This is a genomic window from Robinsoniella sp. (assembly GCF_034124845.1).
This window is the reverse complement of sequence record NZ_JAWYAJ010000534.1, coordinates 1-14,871: the sequence shown is the minus strand read 5'-3', so window position 1 is coordinate 14,871 and position 14,871 is coordinate 1. Positions and strand designations below refer to the sequence as shown.

16 protein-coding genes are annotated in these 14,871 nt (G+C 42.6%); 1 reads left to right on the top strand and 15 read right to left on the bottom strand.

The genetic code is table 11. The annotated features are described in order from the left end of the window. Positions 1 to 80 precede the first annotated feature (80 nt). Positions 81 to 1,001 carry a homoserine O-succinyltransferase gene (metA, locus tag ACH2DQ_RS26545; RefSeq protein WP_394914319.1) on the bottom strand — a complete coding sequence of 307 codons (921 nt, stop codon included), beginning with the start codon at positions 999 to 1,001 and terminating at the stop codon, positions 81 to 83. Between the two features lie 109 nt (positions 1,002 to 1,110). Continuing rightward, positions 1,111 to 2,661: a cardiolipin synthase gene (gene cls, locus ACH2DQ_RS26540; protein ID WP_394914318.1), complete on the bottom strand. Its 1,551-nt coding sequence runs from the start codon at positions 2,659 to 2,661 to the stop codon at positions 1,111 to 1,113. 298 nt (positions 2,662 to 2,959) lie between these two features. On the opposite strand from cls, the gene ACH2DQ_RS26535 reads away from it, so the two are divergent. Then, on the top strand, positions 2,960 to 3,700 hold the full coding sequence (locus ACH2DQ_RS26535; RefSeq protein ID WP_394914317.1) for a tRNA 2-thiocytidine biosynthesis TtcA family protein: 741 nt from the start codon (positions 2,960 to 2,962) through the stop codon (positions 3,698 to 3,700). Positions 3,701 to 3,708: 8 nt separating this feature from the next. Here ACH2DQ_RS26535 and ACH2DQ_RS26530 read toward each other — a convergent pair whose 3' ends face one another. The 13 genes from ACH2DQ_RS26530 to ACH2DQ_RS26470 all read right to left on the bottom strand — a co-directional run. Next, a complete protein-coding gene (locus ACH2DQ_RS26530; protein ID WP_394914316.1) occupies positions 3,709 to 3,978 on the bottom strand; it encodes a DUF1905 domain-containing protein in 270 nt (89 codons plus the stop codon). A 51-nt stretch (positions 3,979 to 4,029) separates the two neighbouring features. Continuing rightward, a complete protein-coding gene (locus ACH2DQ_RS26525) occupies positions 4,030 to 5,211 on the bottom strand; it encodes a MalY/PatB family protein (protein ID WP_394914315.1) in 1,182 nt (393 codons plus the stop codon). A 64-nt stretch (positions 5,212 to 5,275) separates the two neighbouring features. After that, a complete protein-coding gene (locus tag ACH2DQ_RS26520) occupies positions 5,276 to 6,388 on the bottom strand; it encodes a M20/M25/M40 family metallo-hydrolase (RefSeq protein WP_394914314.1) in 1,113 nt (370 codons plus the stop codon). A 624-nt stretch (positions 6,389 to 7,012) separates the two neighbouring features. Next, a complete protein-coding gene (locus tag ACH2DQ_RS26515; protein ID WP_394914313.1) occupies positions 7,013 to 7,933 on the bottom strand; it encodes a CorA family divalent cation transporter in 921 nt (306 codons plus the stop codon). Positions 7,934 to 8,012: 79 nt separating this feature from the next. Next, the gene (locus ACH2DQ_RS26510; RefSeq protein WP_394914312.1) at positions 8,013 to 9,527 is read right to left on the bottom strand and encodes an AMP-dependent synthetase/ligase; all 1,515 of its coding nucleotides are present in this window, start codon (positions 9,525 to 9,527) and stop codon (positions 8,013 to 8,015) included. 61 nt (positions 9,528 to 9,588) lie between these two features. Beyond that, complete coding sequence (locus ACH2DQ_RS26505) at positions 9,589 to 9,819, bottom strand: acyl carrier protein (protein ID WP_394914311.1); 231 nt, start codon at positions 9,817 to 9,819, stop codon at positions 9,589 to 9,591. Between the two features lie 56 nt (positions 9,820 to 9,875). Beyond that, positions 9,876 to 11,276: a condensation domain-containing protein gene (locus ACH2DQ_RS26500; RefSeq protein ID WP_394914411.1), complete on the bottom strand. Its 1,401-nt coding sequence runs from the start codon at positions 11,274 to 11,276 to the stop codon at positions 9,876 to 9,878. Then, positions 11,276 to 12,226: an alpha/beta hydrolase gene (locus ACH2DQ_RS26495; protein ID WP_394914310.1), complete on the bottom strand. Its 951-nt coding sequence runs from the start codon at positions 12,224 to 12,226 to the stop codon at positions 11,276 to 11,278. The genes ACH2DQ_RS26500 and ACH2DQ_RS26495 overlap by 1 nt, the downstream gene beginning before the upstream one ends. A 12-nt stretch (positions 12,227 to 12,238) precedes the next feature. Then, entirely contained in the window at positions 12,239 to 12,556 is a 318-nt protein-coding gene (locus tag ACH2DQ_RS26490; protein WP_394914309.1) for an SCP2 sterol-binding domain-containing protein, read from the bottom strand. Then, positions 12,553 to 12,963 carry a MerR family transcriptional regulator gene (locus tag ACH2DQ_RS26485; protein ID WP_394914308.1) on the bottom strand — a complete coding sequence of 137 codons (411 nt, stop codon included), beginning with the start codon at positions 12,961 to 12,963 and terminating at the stop codon, positions 12,553 to 12,555. The genes ACH2DQ_RS26490 and ACH2DQ_RS26485 overlap by 4 nt, the downstream gene beginning before the upstream one ends. Before the next feature lie 363 nt (positions 12,964 to 13,326). Further along, a complete protein-coding gene (locus ACH2DQ_RS26480; protein WP_394914307.1) occupies positions 13,327 to 14,133 on the bottom strand; it encodes a Cof-type HAD-IIB family hydrolase in 807 nt (268 codons plus the stop codon). A 199-nt stretch (positions 14,134 to 14,332) separates the two neighbouring features. Continuing rightward, positions 14,333 to 14,746, bottom strand: coding sequence for a NifB/NifX family molybdenum-iron cluster-binding protein (locus ACH2DQ_RS26475; RefSeq protein WP_394914306.1), 414 nt, complete (start codon positions 14,744 to 14,746; stop codon positions 14,333 to 14,335). Between the two features lie 35 nt (positions 14,747 to 14,781). Beyond that, on the bottom strand, positions 14,782 to 14,871 hold a 90-nt coding region (locus ACH2DQ_RS26470; RefSeq protein ID WP_394914410.1), incomplete at its 5' end, for a DUF6783 domain-containing protein.

Here is a 14,871-nt window from a genome sequence, read left to right as displayed (position 1 = left end):
ATCATCAAATCTTACGCATCACAGACAGGCATTGCCCCATCTGCAAAAATCAATCTCATCATTATAACTGCTGAATACAATTAGAATGGTGTTCCGCTTAAGTTATAAGGCGTCGCCTGGTATACATAATAATTCAACCAGTTGGTATACATGTTATTCGCATGGGATCTCCACATGAGAACCGGCTTATTTTCCGGGTTATTTCCCTGATAATAATTCAGCGGCATATCGATATCCAGTCCTTTGCCCACATCTCTTTTATACTCTCCATCCAGCGTCACACGGTCGTATTCCGGATGTCCCATGACAAATATTTGCCTGCCATCTTTGTTCATAGCCAGGAATACCCCGGCTTCATCGGAATCTGCCAGAATCATGAGATCTTCGCATGCCTGGATGGATTCCCTTGGAACCTCCGTATGCCTGGAATGAGGTGCCAGGAACATATCATCAAAGCCCCTTACCAGGGGAACCTTGCGGTTTAGTACCTTGTGCCAGAATAATCCAAACATCTTGCGGTCCAGCGGTTTCTTCTGAATCCCGTAATGATAATACATGGCTGCCTGCGCTCCCCAGCACAAATGAATGGTGGAGGTAACATTTGTCTTCGTCCATTCCATGATCCGGGTCAGTTCTTCCCAGTAATCCACTTCTTCAAACTCCAGCTGTTCTACCGGAGCACCGGTAATAATCATACCGTCAAAGCTTCGTTTCTTCACATCATCAAAGGTTATGTAGAACTGATTCAAATGACTTGTGGCTGTGTTCTTCGATTCATGAGAAGTTACCATCAGGAAAGTAATGTTCACCTGCAGCGGCGTATTCGATAAGGAACGCAAAAGCTGCAGCTCGGTTTCCTCCTTCAATGGCATGAGGTTCAAAATTGCAATTTCAATCGGACGGATATCCTGGTGCATAGCACGGTTCTCATCCATAACAAATATATTCTCCCGCTCAAGGATCTCTTTTGCTGGTAAATCACCCAGTACTTTAATTGGCATACTCATCACCTTTTCTTATTTTCTCGTTTTCACTGGTATTAGTATAACACATTCTTTTCTTCCAGTAAAAGTAAAATTTTATGGCACACTTGTACGTGTGCCACAGACATTACATAAGCGGTGCAAATAACCGCAGTACCATTCCGATGAGCTTAATCACCGGATTAAGCTTTTTATAATCTTCCTGTGTTATTTTCTGGCACTTTTTCAGTGTCTCCTGGAAGTCCGCTTCAATATTTGCAATTTCTGCATTTTTAAATAAAAGTGCCGCACACTCAAAATGCAGATACATACTTCTGAAATCCAGGTTGATTGTCCCCACAATCGCCTTTTCGTCATCGGATGTAAAGACTTTCGCATGAACAAATCCCGGGGTATATTCATAGATCTGCACTCCCGCATCCAGCAATTCATTGTAATAGGTTTTAGCCAGCACAAAGGCATACCATTTATCCGGAATATGAGGCATCATAATAATGACTTCCACACCTCTTTTTGCCGCATAGATCAATGCAACTTTTAATTCCTGGTCCAAGATCAGATACGGCGTCATGATATGTACATATTTTTTCGCCGTAAACAGGATATCCATATATACCAGTTCCCCAACCTGCTCATTGTCTACCGGGCTGTCTCCATAAGGGATTACAAACCCATCTCCCGGTGCCGGTATCTTCAGCTGCGGCACATCCACATATTTTCTGTAGTCTTCTTCACTATGGCGCTTGTCCACGTTCCACATCTTCAGAAACAGCAGCGTAAAGCTTTTTACTGCCTCGCCCTGAATCATGATGGAAGTGTCCTTCCAATGTCCGAAGCGTTCTTTTTGATTGATATATTCATCTGCCAGATTGATTCCTCCGGTAAATGCAAGATATCCGTCAATCACCAGGATTTTTCGGTGGTCCCGGTTATTCTGAATCGTAGATAACGCCGGTTTAATCGGAGAAAACATCCGGCACTGGATTCCCAGCTCCTGCATTCTCTTGGGGTAATTATAAGGAAGCAGAACAAGGGAGCACATGCCATCATACATGAAACGTACTTCCACCCCTTCTTTCACTTTTCGCTCCAGAATCTCCAGGATGGTATCCCACATAACACCCCGTTCCACAATAAAATATTCCATAAAGATAAAATGCTGTGCCCGCTCAAGCTGTACAATCATCTCTGCAAACTTATCTTCTCCAAGGGGAAAGTACTTCGCAGAGGTATTTTGGTAAACAGGAAGATTCTCCACACGATACAAATAATCGGAAAGATGTGCCATGCCCTCATCCTCCCGGCGAAGATTTTCCAGTACCTCCGCATTCTGGGGCGTCAGCTCTTTTGTTTCTATATTCAATCTTTTCAGTCTGGAATTTACCCATTTGGTATCAATCTGTAACTCAATAAATAAGTAAAACAATGCTCCAAATACAGGTATGACCAGAATGGGTATAATCCAGGCAATCATAAATGCAGGATTTTCTCTTTTATTTATGATGTAAATAACAAGTACCAGAGCCAGGGCAACTACAGCTCCATAGGCATAAAACATATAGTCTCTCAGCAATTCAAATCCCAGGAACAGAATTCCAATCTGAATCAGCAACAGGAAGACCAGAATTGCACTGCGACTAAATACAACACTAAAAAAACCTTTTTTACCTTTTTCCATCTAATCCCTCTTCTCTAAAAATACAACAAATGCCGCATAATCTCATATTATAACATACTTTACCTATTTTCATAGGACTAATTTCCAAATAAGTACTCTTATTTTCCCATTACATCATGCACTTTTTGCTTTGCCTAGTCTAATTTACAATTAGGTTCCCTTATTCCTTTGGCACCATCAACACCTTTAGTCATTGCAGGGTTCAATTTCGAATGATAATTATCTTCTCTTAATTCCCAAACATATGATATACTGAGATCGGTACTGAAATTACTACATGATCCGAGGAGGAATACAGATGAAATTACAGCAGCTTTTAAGCTATACCAGAAAAGCCGTTGATGAATACCAGATGATTGAAGAAGGAGACAGAATCGCTGTGGGAATCTCCGGCGGCAAAGACAGCCTGACTATGTTATATGCCCTTCATGGCCTGAAACGTTTTTATCCAAAACATTTTGAACTGGAGGCAATTACAGTGAGTCTGGGGTATCCCGACTTTAACCTGGAACCAATCCGAAATCTTTGTAAAGAACTGGAGGTTCCCTATACGGTGATCGATACAGAAATCGCCAGAATCATATTTGATGAAAGAAAAGAGAGCAATCCCTGCTCCCTGTGTGCCAAAATGAGAAAAGGTGCCTTTAATGAGGCAGCAAAAAAAATGGGATGCAACAAAGTAGCCTACGCCCATCACAAAGATGATATTGTAGAGACCATGCTGCTCTCCCTGATTTTTGAAGGCCGCTTTCACTCATTCTCACCGAGAACATACCTGGACCGTATGGACATGACAGTGATACGGCCACTGATGTACGTACTGGAAGCAGATGTCATCGGCTTTAAAAATAAGTACCGCCTTCCGGTCGCCAAAAGCCCTTGCCCGATTGACGGCTATACCAAAAGAGAGTATGCGAAAAATCTGATCCGACAGCTTAATGCGGAAAATCCCGGCGTGAAAGAAAGAATGTTCACCGCCGTATTAAATGGGAATATTCCTGGATGGCCCCAGCGGATTCCCCACACCAGACAGTCGTAACATCAATTTCAGATACGCTCTTTTATGACTACATGAACCACATCACCGGGCTGTTTTTGGATTTTCTGCCGGATATCTTTGCGAAGTCCTATGATATGGCAGGGTGTCTTCATCCGAACCAGGCTCCCGGCATAGGGTTCTCCGTCAAAAAGAGCATCTACCTTTACTCTACCTTTTCCAAAAACTTCCCTTACATCGAAGGGAATCTCTACATAAGCCCCGTCGATATCGGGGACTTTTTTAATTTCAGCATCAAATTCATAACTGTTTGTATTCAATCTGTTACCTCCGCTAAATCCGCCGCTCCTGCGTCAGAGTTTCTGTCCCTCCTACCGTAAGCCGGCAATGGCTTCTGCCAGCTGTTCAAATGCTTTCTTTAAAGTTTCTCTCTGGCAGGCAATATTGATTCTCTGGAATCCGCTCCCGCACTCACCGAACATGGAACCGTCGTTTAGCCACAGATGAGCTTTATCTACCAAAAAGTCATTTAGTTCTTCCACGGTAAGCCCCAGTTCCCGGAAATCTACCCATAATAAATAAGTTCCCTGAGGCTCTATAAGATGAATCTGGGGCAGGTTTTCTTTTAAAAATGTTCTTACAAATTCCAGATTACCTGTGAGATATTCTTTTAACTCAGCCAGCCATTCACCGCCATAGGTATATGCAGCCTGGCACGCGGCAAGGCCGCAGGTATTCAGGTCACTGTATCCGGTTTTGGTAATTTCTTTTTTAAACTGTTCCCGTATGTCTGCGTTTGGAATCCAAATATTGGATGCCTGCAGTCCAGCCAGATTAAAGGTTTTACTCGGAGCGGTACACACAATGGCATTGTCTGCATATGCCTGTCCCAAAGAAGCATATACCAGATGCTGATACCCCGGATAAGTGAAGTCGCAATGGATCTCATCGGAAACGACCAGTACATGATGCTTCATGCAGATATCCCCCACTCTTTGCAGCTCTTCTCTGGTCCAGACCCGTCCAACCGGGTTATGGGGACTGCACAGGAGGAAGACCTTTACCTCTTCTTCCACAATCTTTTTCTCAAAGTCCTCATAATCCATGCGGTAGACACCCTCTTCACATACCAGCTGGTTCACCACAAGCCTGCGGTCATTGGCTTTGATTACATTTGCAAAGGGGTGATATACCGGCTGCTGGATCAAAATACTCTCCCCTTCTCTTGAGAATGCCCGGATTGCAGTTGCCAGGGCAAACACCACCCCCGGAGATTTAACAACCCAGGACGCATCTGTCTCCCATCCAAAATGATCCAGAAACCATTTTCCCAGAACCTGATAATACTCCGGCTTTGCATCCGTGTAACCAAAAACACCATGCTCGGCGCACCGCCTCAAGGTCTCTTTTACCTGATCCGGCACGCAGAAATCCATATCTGCCACCCATAGCGGTATCAACCCTTCCGGTCTTCCAAACTCAGCTGCAAAATCATATTTCAGGCAATTAGTGCCTTTTCTGTCTACCAGTTTATCAAATTGACTTTTTTTCATCGTAATCTCCTATCCGATACTTATGATCTTCTTCTTTTGCTTTTTTCATACAGTAACTTAAATTTTATATTTCACTTTCCATTAACCCCATCACAATTTTCGTCACCTTTTCCATATCACTTACGGTGGTATACTCACTGCCTGAATGAGCCTGCTGCATGGCAGATGCCAGGACCATTCCCCGGACTCCATTTGCAGATAAATGATTTTGGTCACTGCCTCCAAATGTTCTTTCCAGAACCGGCTCTATCCCAAGACTTTTGCAGACATCTTCATAGCGCCTGACGACTTCTGCATCCGCAGGTGTCACATATGCCTGAAATAAGATTTCTTCCTGATACTTCACAAAACCGCCAAGTATGGCTGCCTCTTCTTCAAAAATATTGTGGATATCCTTTAACTGCCTCAAGACCGCCTCATGGGAGAAGCTGCGCACCTCGCCTTTTACCGTACAGGCAGACGGCACGATGTTGGTTGCAAAATCACTTTGGATGCTGCCGATATTTACGGTCATTTCCGTCCCCACATGTCCCAGTGGAATCCGTGTTACCGCTTTTGATGCTATCAAAACGGCGTTTACACCTTCTTCCGGCGCAAATCCCGCATGCGCTGCTTTTCCCCGTACCGCTGCTTCAAAAGTCGCCAGGGAAGGCGCCGCCACTGCTGCACTTCCAATTTGCCCGGTTTTATCCAGTACATAAGATTCTTTTGCTTTTAACCTGGAGAAATCAAACACCTGGCTGCCCCGCAGATGCTGCTCTTCTGCTATGGAGATCAGAAATTCCACATCCCGGTGGGCAGATTTTTGTTCCGTAATACTGCGAACCGCCTCGATCACCTCAGCGATTGCCGCCAAATCATCGGCTCCAAGAACCGTTGTCCCATCGCTTGTTATCTTTCCATCCTCATGTACCACGGCCTTCTTCCCTTTTGCCGGCTCTACGGTATCCATGTGCATGGAAAACAAAATAGGATCCCCTTCTAATGTCCCTTTCCAATAGCCATACAGATTTCCGCAATTCCCGCCAAAAAAACTACCGGCTTTATCTTCTTCCAGCATAATCTGATTCTCTGCAAATACACCAATCAGATAATCTGCCATCTCCCGCTCCGAAAAAGAAGGGGAATCGATGGATACTAAGCGGCAAAATTCCTTAATCATCCGTTCTCTGTCCATTTTTACCTCCTGAAATACTATATAACTTTAATTAAATTTGGGTTTGTACCAACACGAATTTCTCATCTTCTTACTGTTTTTGTTGTCCGGAACATTTTTCAAGCTTTATGAATCAATAGTATATCACGAAATAATGTATAATTCACCATCCTTTATGATTTTCCACAAATTTTTCTTATCCGCACAAAATTTTCCATTTTCTACTACTTTTCATAAAAAGCCAAAGTTCTTTTAAGTAATTATTTAAAATATCCTTATAGGTCTGAACGATGTTCGTTAAATTTTATACAAGGATTGTGTTAAATTTTCGTCAATGTATCTAAATTTATACAATATTTTTCTGTTCTTACCATATAAAAAGGATTGTTCAAAATTTGTCAAACAACAAAAAAAGTGATAGAATACGTTAAATAAATCACACGATAAGGAGTGGTAGAGATGGCAGTAATGGCAGGTATGATAGTAACTCTGGGATTGTTAGTAAACGGTTCTGCGATGGTAGCATTACAGTTCCTATCTTTAAAAAGAAAAACAGTGCGGGTGAAATAATCAAACATAACGGTTAAATAAGCGAAAAAAGCGGGTCCGATAGCAACCCCGCTTTTTTAATGCCCTGTCTTGTATTCACTTAAACCACTTTTTGATCTTGAAATACCAGATTTCGATTCCGGTAACCAGGATACTAACCAGAATAATAATTTCATATCCATATTTCGTTTTGAGTTCGGGCATGTTGGCAAAATTCATGCCATACCATCCTGCAATCAGCGTCAGGGGCATAAAAATTGTGGTTACTACGGTCAAAAACTGCATCACTTTATTCTGGTGGATATCGATCTGGGACTGGTACATTTCCCGCAGCTGCATAGAATACTCCCGGAGCATGTGGGTGGTATCGTAAAAACGCTCCACACGCTTTGTATAAAAAGTGAAGAGCCTGCAGTCTTCCCGGTTAAACAGCCGGTTCTGGTTTTCACTCAGGGTATCACTTAAATCCATCAGCTGCTGATAATAGGCATTGAGTTTTAGCAGTTCCCTTCTGCATTTTAACAGCTTTTTATTGAACTCTCTGGTGTCGGAATTGGAGAGGCTTTCTTCCATTTCCTCCAGCTTTTCCTCATACTTCTGTAAGAAAATAACATCATCCCTGGTGAGATATTCTAGAAATTCAAAAAATACATGGGCTACATATGTTTTGGGAAGTACCTGGATCTGGCAGATTTCCTCCAGCATTTTTTCCACAATGTGGTTATCATCTACAAAGAGTAGCTTTTCCTTATCCATGTAATAGCCAAACCCGGATTCTTTTTCCAGAAGGTCTTCCTTACAGGGTATTACAAACGTTCCCACGATGCAGTTTCTCAGCACATCCGCTTTACAGAACTCCACATTTCCAAGGCTTCTGGTCAATAAATCCACGTGAAGGGTTTTCTCGTATCGCTTCTTATATTCCGATGAAGAGAGGCATTCCACCAGAACATGCCCTTCCGGCGGAGTCTCTCCCTTTTCTAAAAGTATTAATTTATCCTGTACATAATATCGCATTCCACTAACTCCAATCCATATCAATATGACACTTCTTCTATTCATATTGTATACGGAATGAGCAGCAATTACAATAGTCTTAAACCCTTTTGATCTTTTTGGAAGGTGTCTTTACAAATTCTTCTTCCCGGACCTTCAATCCATGAATTCTCTTATAAACCGGTCTGTCTTTATTATACGCATCCAGAATGTTCTGCAGCTCTGCTTCGATGTTTTTCATGCGTTTCTTCTTTGCATATTCATAGTCGGGGAAGATCTCCGCCTGAATCAGGCTGTCTTTCTCACTCACAATTATTTCTTTTACCAGAGGTGCCTTACTGATTTCGTTTTCCAGTTCCTCGGGCGAGACATTTTCCCCGTTATTTAAGATGATCAGATTCTTTTTCCGGCCTGTAATGTACAGGAAATGATCTTCATCTGCGTAACCCAGATCACCGGTTTTTAGCCATCCGTCTTCCAGCGTCTCTGCCGTTTCCTTTGGCATTTTATAGTATCCAAGCATCACGGAAGGGCTTTTCACCCAGATTTCTTCCTCTACTATTTTCACTTCACACCCCGGCAGCAGCTTCCCGACAGAATTTTTACGGCTGTCCCACTCCAGATTGGTACTGATAACCGGAGAACATTCTGTCATTCCGTATCCCTGGAGAATGCGGATGCCATATGCCTGAAATCCGTCAATTAAATCCGGATTCAAATAGGCACCCCCGCTGCAGATCGTTTTCAGATTTCCGCCAAGAGCCGCTTTAGCAATCATTTTCTTTGGTAAAATCCCGGTTGCATCTACAAGCTTTGCATACAGTGATTCAATCACCATCGGCACCAGTAGGACGATTTCCGGTTTAAACAATTTCATGTTCTTCTGCACGTGCATAATGGAATCATTGATGCAGATAACCATTCCGATGTAAATAGCTTTTAAAATATCCATGGTAAAGCAATATGCATGGTGGATAGGCAAAAGCGTCATGGAAATGGTGCCTGCCGGAATCTTCATATCCAGACACACTGCATTATCCGCCAGATTGCGGTGGCTCAGCATAACACCTTTGCTTTTTCCGGTTGTCCCGGATGTAAAAAGAATCGCTGTCATTTTATCACAGTCTATATCAGCCGAAAAACTTCCTGCATTTTCTTCAAGCAGCCTGCTAAATGACAGCATTTCATCCAAATGCTCCAAAGCCTGCATGGATATCAAATATTGAATTCCCGGACATTTCTCTTTTACAGCCTGTACCAGATCCTTTCGCAGTTCATCAAACACCAGAACGCTGATATCCGCACGGTTTAATAGCTCACACACTTCTTCTGCGGGCAGCTGTGCATCCAGAGGCACTGCCACACTGCCTGAATTAACCGTTCCAAAATAGCTGATTATCCATTGATATGTAGTAGGACCTATGACAGCCACATGCTTTTTTAGCATATCCAGTTTTTCCAGTGACCTGCTGAATGCTTCACTGTCTTTTTGAATGTCCAGGTAGGTTTTGGTAATCACTTCCTTACGCACCTTATAACGGATTGCCGGGGCCTCCCCATACTGACCTGCTGCGTATTGTATAATGTCTCTCATATTTTGGATCTTCGTTTCCATATGCTCCTCCCATTTCAGGCTATTCTCAGCCATTCTAAATGTCCACTGTTGCCTGACCTTCTTAAGCTTCTTGCAATTTTGTAATATATTTCACTGCATCACCGACTGTCTTTACATTTACCACTTCGCGCTCTTCCACTTCGATATCAAACGTATCTTCTATCTCCCCAACCATACTCATAAAATCGTATGAATTAAATCCCAAATCCTCTATAAACCGGCTTTCTTCTTTAATATCAGACGGTTCTGCTTCTACATATTCACAAATCATTTCTTTTAATTGATCCAGCATCTCTATACCCATCCTTTCCTAAATTATAATTTTCTTTCGGCTCCTTTTGGGCTCCCTTATACGTGATCCATTATTTCGCCAACCGTATCCTCCGGATGATCCGTTCCATAAAACAATATCTTACAGAGATAGTAATATACATATTCCAGTTTTTCCGGTGTTACGGCACCGGTCTGGTATTCGAAACTGAAATCCAGTCCATTGTCCTGTGCCCTGTGCATAACGGTGAGGTACAGGGTATGGGCTGCCGCACCGTTGGTATACCATGCGGTCTTGTATTTAATATCCCCCAGTTTGTCCAATCCTTTACTCTGCATAGTCAGAGGCTGGTAGGTCAGGCTCATGGGTTCATAGGTCTGGGCGCCCTGCATTTGATAATGTTTTCTTCTCACCTCAAAATAAGAAACCGGGTCATAATTGGCATGTCGGAATAACTGGTTCTGCCCGTCCCGTATCTTATGAATCCCTTCCAGGAATGTTTCATCCCTTGAAACAATTGTTCGGAAAGGAAAACAGTGGATTCTTGTTCCGCCGCTCTTTTTTTCGGAAAGAGTCGCCCGTCTGGCAATGGTGGTGGTAAGGGAAACGTCATCCAGCTCGTTTTCTTTCTGTAAAAAAGTCCGAAGTCCCATCATGAGCAGACATACCATAGATATCTGACGCTCTTCACAAAAATTCAGAAGACGCTTGGAGGGCTCAGCCTCCAGATGAAAAACTGTTATGTTGGCATCTACGTTATCCGTGAGATTGGCAGCCGCACGAAGCTCTGGATTGCCCGTGGATTTCCGTTGCTGTATGAGTTTTTCCGGTCCATGGATATCACAGAAAACCGGCTCTGAACTCTTGATGAGATTCTCGAAAAAGGCGGTATCTCTTTTCTTCGCTGAGGTTCCGGCTTCGTATGCAATATCTTTTTCCAGCTGAGTGATATAAGACGCCATTTCTTTGGGATAGTCGATCCCTTCATACTTATAATGGCAGTAGATTTCAATGACATCCTTTAAAAATACGATCAGAGACTGGGCATCCATGGTCATGTGGTCTACCAGCATATAGACGCCCTGGTATCCATCCGGAAGCTGAATCATGATAATCCGGTTCATGGGACTGTCAAACCGCTCAAACGGGATTCCGGTCCATTCTTTCATTTTATCCTCAGCGTGTTCCTGCTGCCATCCGGTAAAATCAAAGTGTTCGATTTCCCGTTCTTCTCTGTCCGCAATGTATTGATATATATTACCAGCTTTGTCCTTTGCAAAACGGATGCGCATACTCTCGCATCTGGCATATGCTTCATAAATCGCTTTCTTCAAAACATCCCAGTCCAGATCCTGTTCAATCGTTAAACTGGTTCCTATATTCAGAACCTGTTTCTTTGCGCAGTGCGCCAGCGTAAAAAAATGCAGACGCTGCGCCGCAGTTAACGGATATACTTTTTTTCCATATCTTGTTTTCATCATAACCCCTCCTCCATAATGCTGTTCAAGAAATCTTTGACTTTGATTTCGTATTTTTCAGTACTTTTATAATAACTTTCTGCATGGGCTGCGCCTTTCACAATCAGCATCTCTTTTCGTGATTTACAGGCTTTGTACAGCTTATGGCACATCCAGGAGGGTACGAATGTATCCGCATCACCATGGATAAACAGAATCGGCACGGTAGATTTCGCCACCTCATTTAAGGCATTACACTCATTTAACCCGTATCCGGCTTCCCTTTTTGCCATAACATCCGCTATCTGCAGAATTGGAAAGGAAGGCAGGTGGTATGTATTTTTCAAAACAGAATCAAATACTTCCCATGCGGAAGTGAATCCGCAGTCGGACACAATTCCTTTTACACAGCCGGGCAGGGACAATCCGCTCACCATTAAAGCAGTGGCACCTCCCATTGAAATGCCGTGAAGCATAACTAGACAATTTTTACCGCATCTTTTTTCCAGATACCGAATCCACTTTACCACATCAAATCTGTCCAGGCATCCAAATCCAATATAGGTTCCTTCACTCTCCCCGTGTGACCTGTGATCTACGATCAGCAGACTGTAACCTAAATGCAGATAAAAATATGCCAGTGAATTAAAATCATTGGAACCCCGGCTGGTATAACCATGGAGGCACAGGATGACTTTATCCGGATTTCTCCCGGGATAGAAATGGCCTTTCAGCCTTAATCCGTCCCTTGCAATGATAGAAACTGCTTCGTGATTCTGTTTGTCTACCCAGTCTTTTTTCTTTCGAATTCCCGGCAGGTACTGGTTCCAGTCGGTTCCCGCCATCTTGGTGGTCCGTTCTTCTTTTGCATTTCCCCGAATCATGGTCCGCCTGAAAAAATAACCGGCAATCCCTGTTTCCACCGCTGCTGCTGCTATTCCTGCTCCCAGTAAAATTCCTGATTTACTCATAGACAAACCTCCCTAAATAAATTTCTGAAGCATCAGTGCCTTGTCAAAATCTCCTTCCACTTTTAACTGCCCCAGCGTAAATGCCAGAATCGGATCCAGCTTCTTTTTTGCAATTTTCAAAAGCGTCTTTGCAGTGCAGGTAAACAGTACATCTCTGTCGTAATACTCATATGGTTCTATATAAAGCTCCCCGTTTTTTACCTCGGCATAAAATGCTCCCTCAGCTTCTCCCTCAATATTAAACTGATATGCCAGATGTGTGTGGATGGTGTTTACATCCGCCTTACTGAAAATACTTTTAATCTCTTCAAATAATGCTTCATAGGTCATGTTTTCCGCTCCTTCTCTTCTCTGATTCCATCTTGTTCATCTAAAATGTCCAGCACTCCTACGTCATATTCATTCAATTTCCTGCTGGTAATGTCCAGACATTTTTTCATTGCCTGCATGCGGTATTCTAAATATTCACGGTATTGGGTAATGAGTGCTCTTCTCTGGGACAGTGTATTTTCTCCCTGCACCAGAAGTGAAATATACTCTTTTATTTTTGCAATGGGCATATCGATTTCCCGAAGGGCAAGTATCATATCCACCCATTCCACATCCCCTTCCGTAAAGACCCTGGTTCCATTATCCTTTTTCTTAATAAATGGCAAAAGTCCCTCTTTATCATAATAATGTAAGGTATAAACTGAAATGCCTAATTTTTCTGAAACTTGTTTTACTGAGTATTCCATAACTGCCTCCTTGTACAGCATTGCTTAAATAGCAGATGCTATATCGCTGTTATTTAAGCAACGCCGTACTAGTTTTATTATGCGCTATAGAGTGCGCTCTATGTCAATAGGAAAAGATAATACAGTTTATGCAGTATTTGGATAAAAAACTGTATAAATTTCATAGTTCTTTTTTCTTTGTGTGTGGGTTTCATGTTGGATTTTGGTGGATTCTGTCGAATCGCTTTGTATGTAAAAGAATTGGTTTCCGGGATGATTCCAGGAAATGGATAAATAAAAAACACCAAAGTTAACCCTCTGCGGTAAATGTTCTCTTTGGTGTTTTATAAATTATATCGTATAAATAATCATAAGTGTAAAGGACTAAATCAGGGCAAATTCTTTTAGTCCATTGTAGATTCCATCTTCATATATACCGCTGGTTCTGTATTTTGCAACTGCAAATACCTCTTCACTGCTGTTTCCCATAGCAATCCCATAGTTTACATATTGGATCATTTCCAGATCATTTACGCTGTCTCCAAACGCGTAGCTTTCCTTTTGATCAATATTCAGGTGCTGCAGCAGTGTTTCGATACCCGTTGCCTTAGAATACCCCACAGGTACACATTCCGCATAATTATCATCGTCTGCCTCAAAATGAATGATGGCCTCCAGAATGTCTTTTAAATCTTCCCGAAATTCCTTTAATTCAGACTCTTTTCCAAAATGAACGGTCAATTTATTCATCTCTATAGAATCCATGTTCTCAATCATAGGCAGAAATCCTGTCATGTGCCGGACCTGGTCCAGATATTTAGACCGCTTTAAATTCTCATTGTAATACATGGCTTTACTTCCTTCCAGGATTACCTCAAGGCCGTATTTTACAGATGCATCCACTACCCGGCGGACTTCCTGTCTGCTTAAGATCCGGTTTTGTACCGGTTTGCCATGATACTCCACATAAGTTCCGCAAGCGCCCACAATTCCCTGAAATCCCAGAGCAATCAGTTCCTCCATGATCATTGCTCTTGCCCTTCCTGTACAAAGGACAGGGATATGGCCATTCTCAACCAGCATTGCAATCGCCTGCTTCGTGGATGGCTCTACCCCTGTCCTGTGATCATATATCGTTCCATCAATATCAAAAAATATTATTTTCTTATTTTCTAATTTCTTATTTTCCATCTTCTTACTCCTCATCTGTTCTTGAGCCTGTTTAAAATTGCTTTCAGTCAGCAAGCTCTGTTCACCGACGTTTCCTTATTAGGATATCGGGATATGAGGGAAAAGTCAATATAGAAAACGTATGATAATTTTGCCTTTTTTGATATGAAATTGGAAATACTGTCCCAATGTATTTTTCATATATATTTATAAATGAACTCTATGAGTGGCTGCAGTTATGTCCGCAGCTGTGGTCTGCATGGCTGCCGCAGTCACTGTGTCCATCCCCGTGTGCATGCTCATGATGGCTGCATTTCACATCCGGATTATACGAAAGCTTGTCTCCTAACAAGTTTACAACGGCTTCATCTGCATCGCCGGAAGCTCCGCCGAACAGCTTGATTCCTGCATCTTTCAGGGCATTCTGGGCCCCTCCGCCGATACCGCCGCAGATCAAAACATCAACACCTGCTTCTTTTAAAAATCCCGCCAGCGCACCATGTCCGCTGCCATTGGTATCCAGCACTTCACTGGAGATAATCTCATTCTCGTTGATTTCATATACCTTAAACTGGCTGCTATGTCCAAAATGCTGGAAAATTTGTCCGTTTTCATATGTTACTGCTACTTTCATGTTTTAGTCCTCCTATAAAATGAATTTCTTATAGTTTAACACACTTTCGGATATAATTCCAGGGGGGCGGCAGAGCGTGTTTTAAAATTGCTTTCTGGCAGCTGTGCGTCACACTTTGTGGGAGA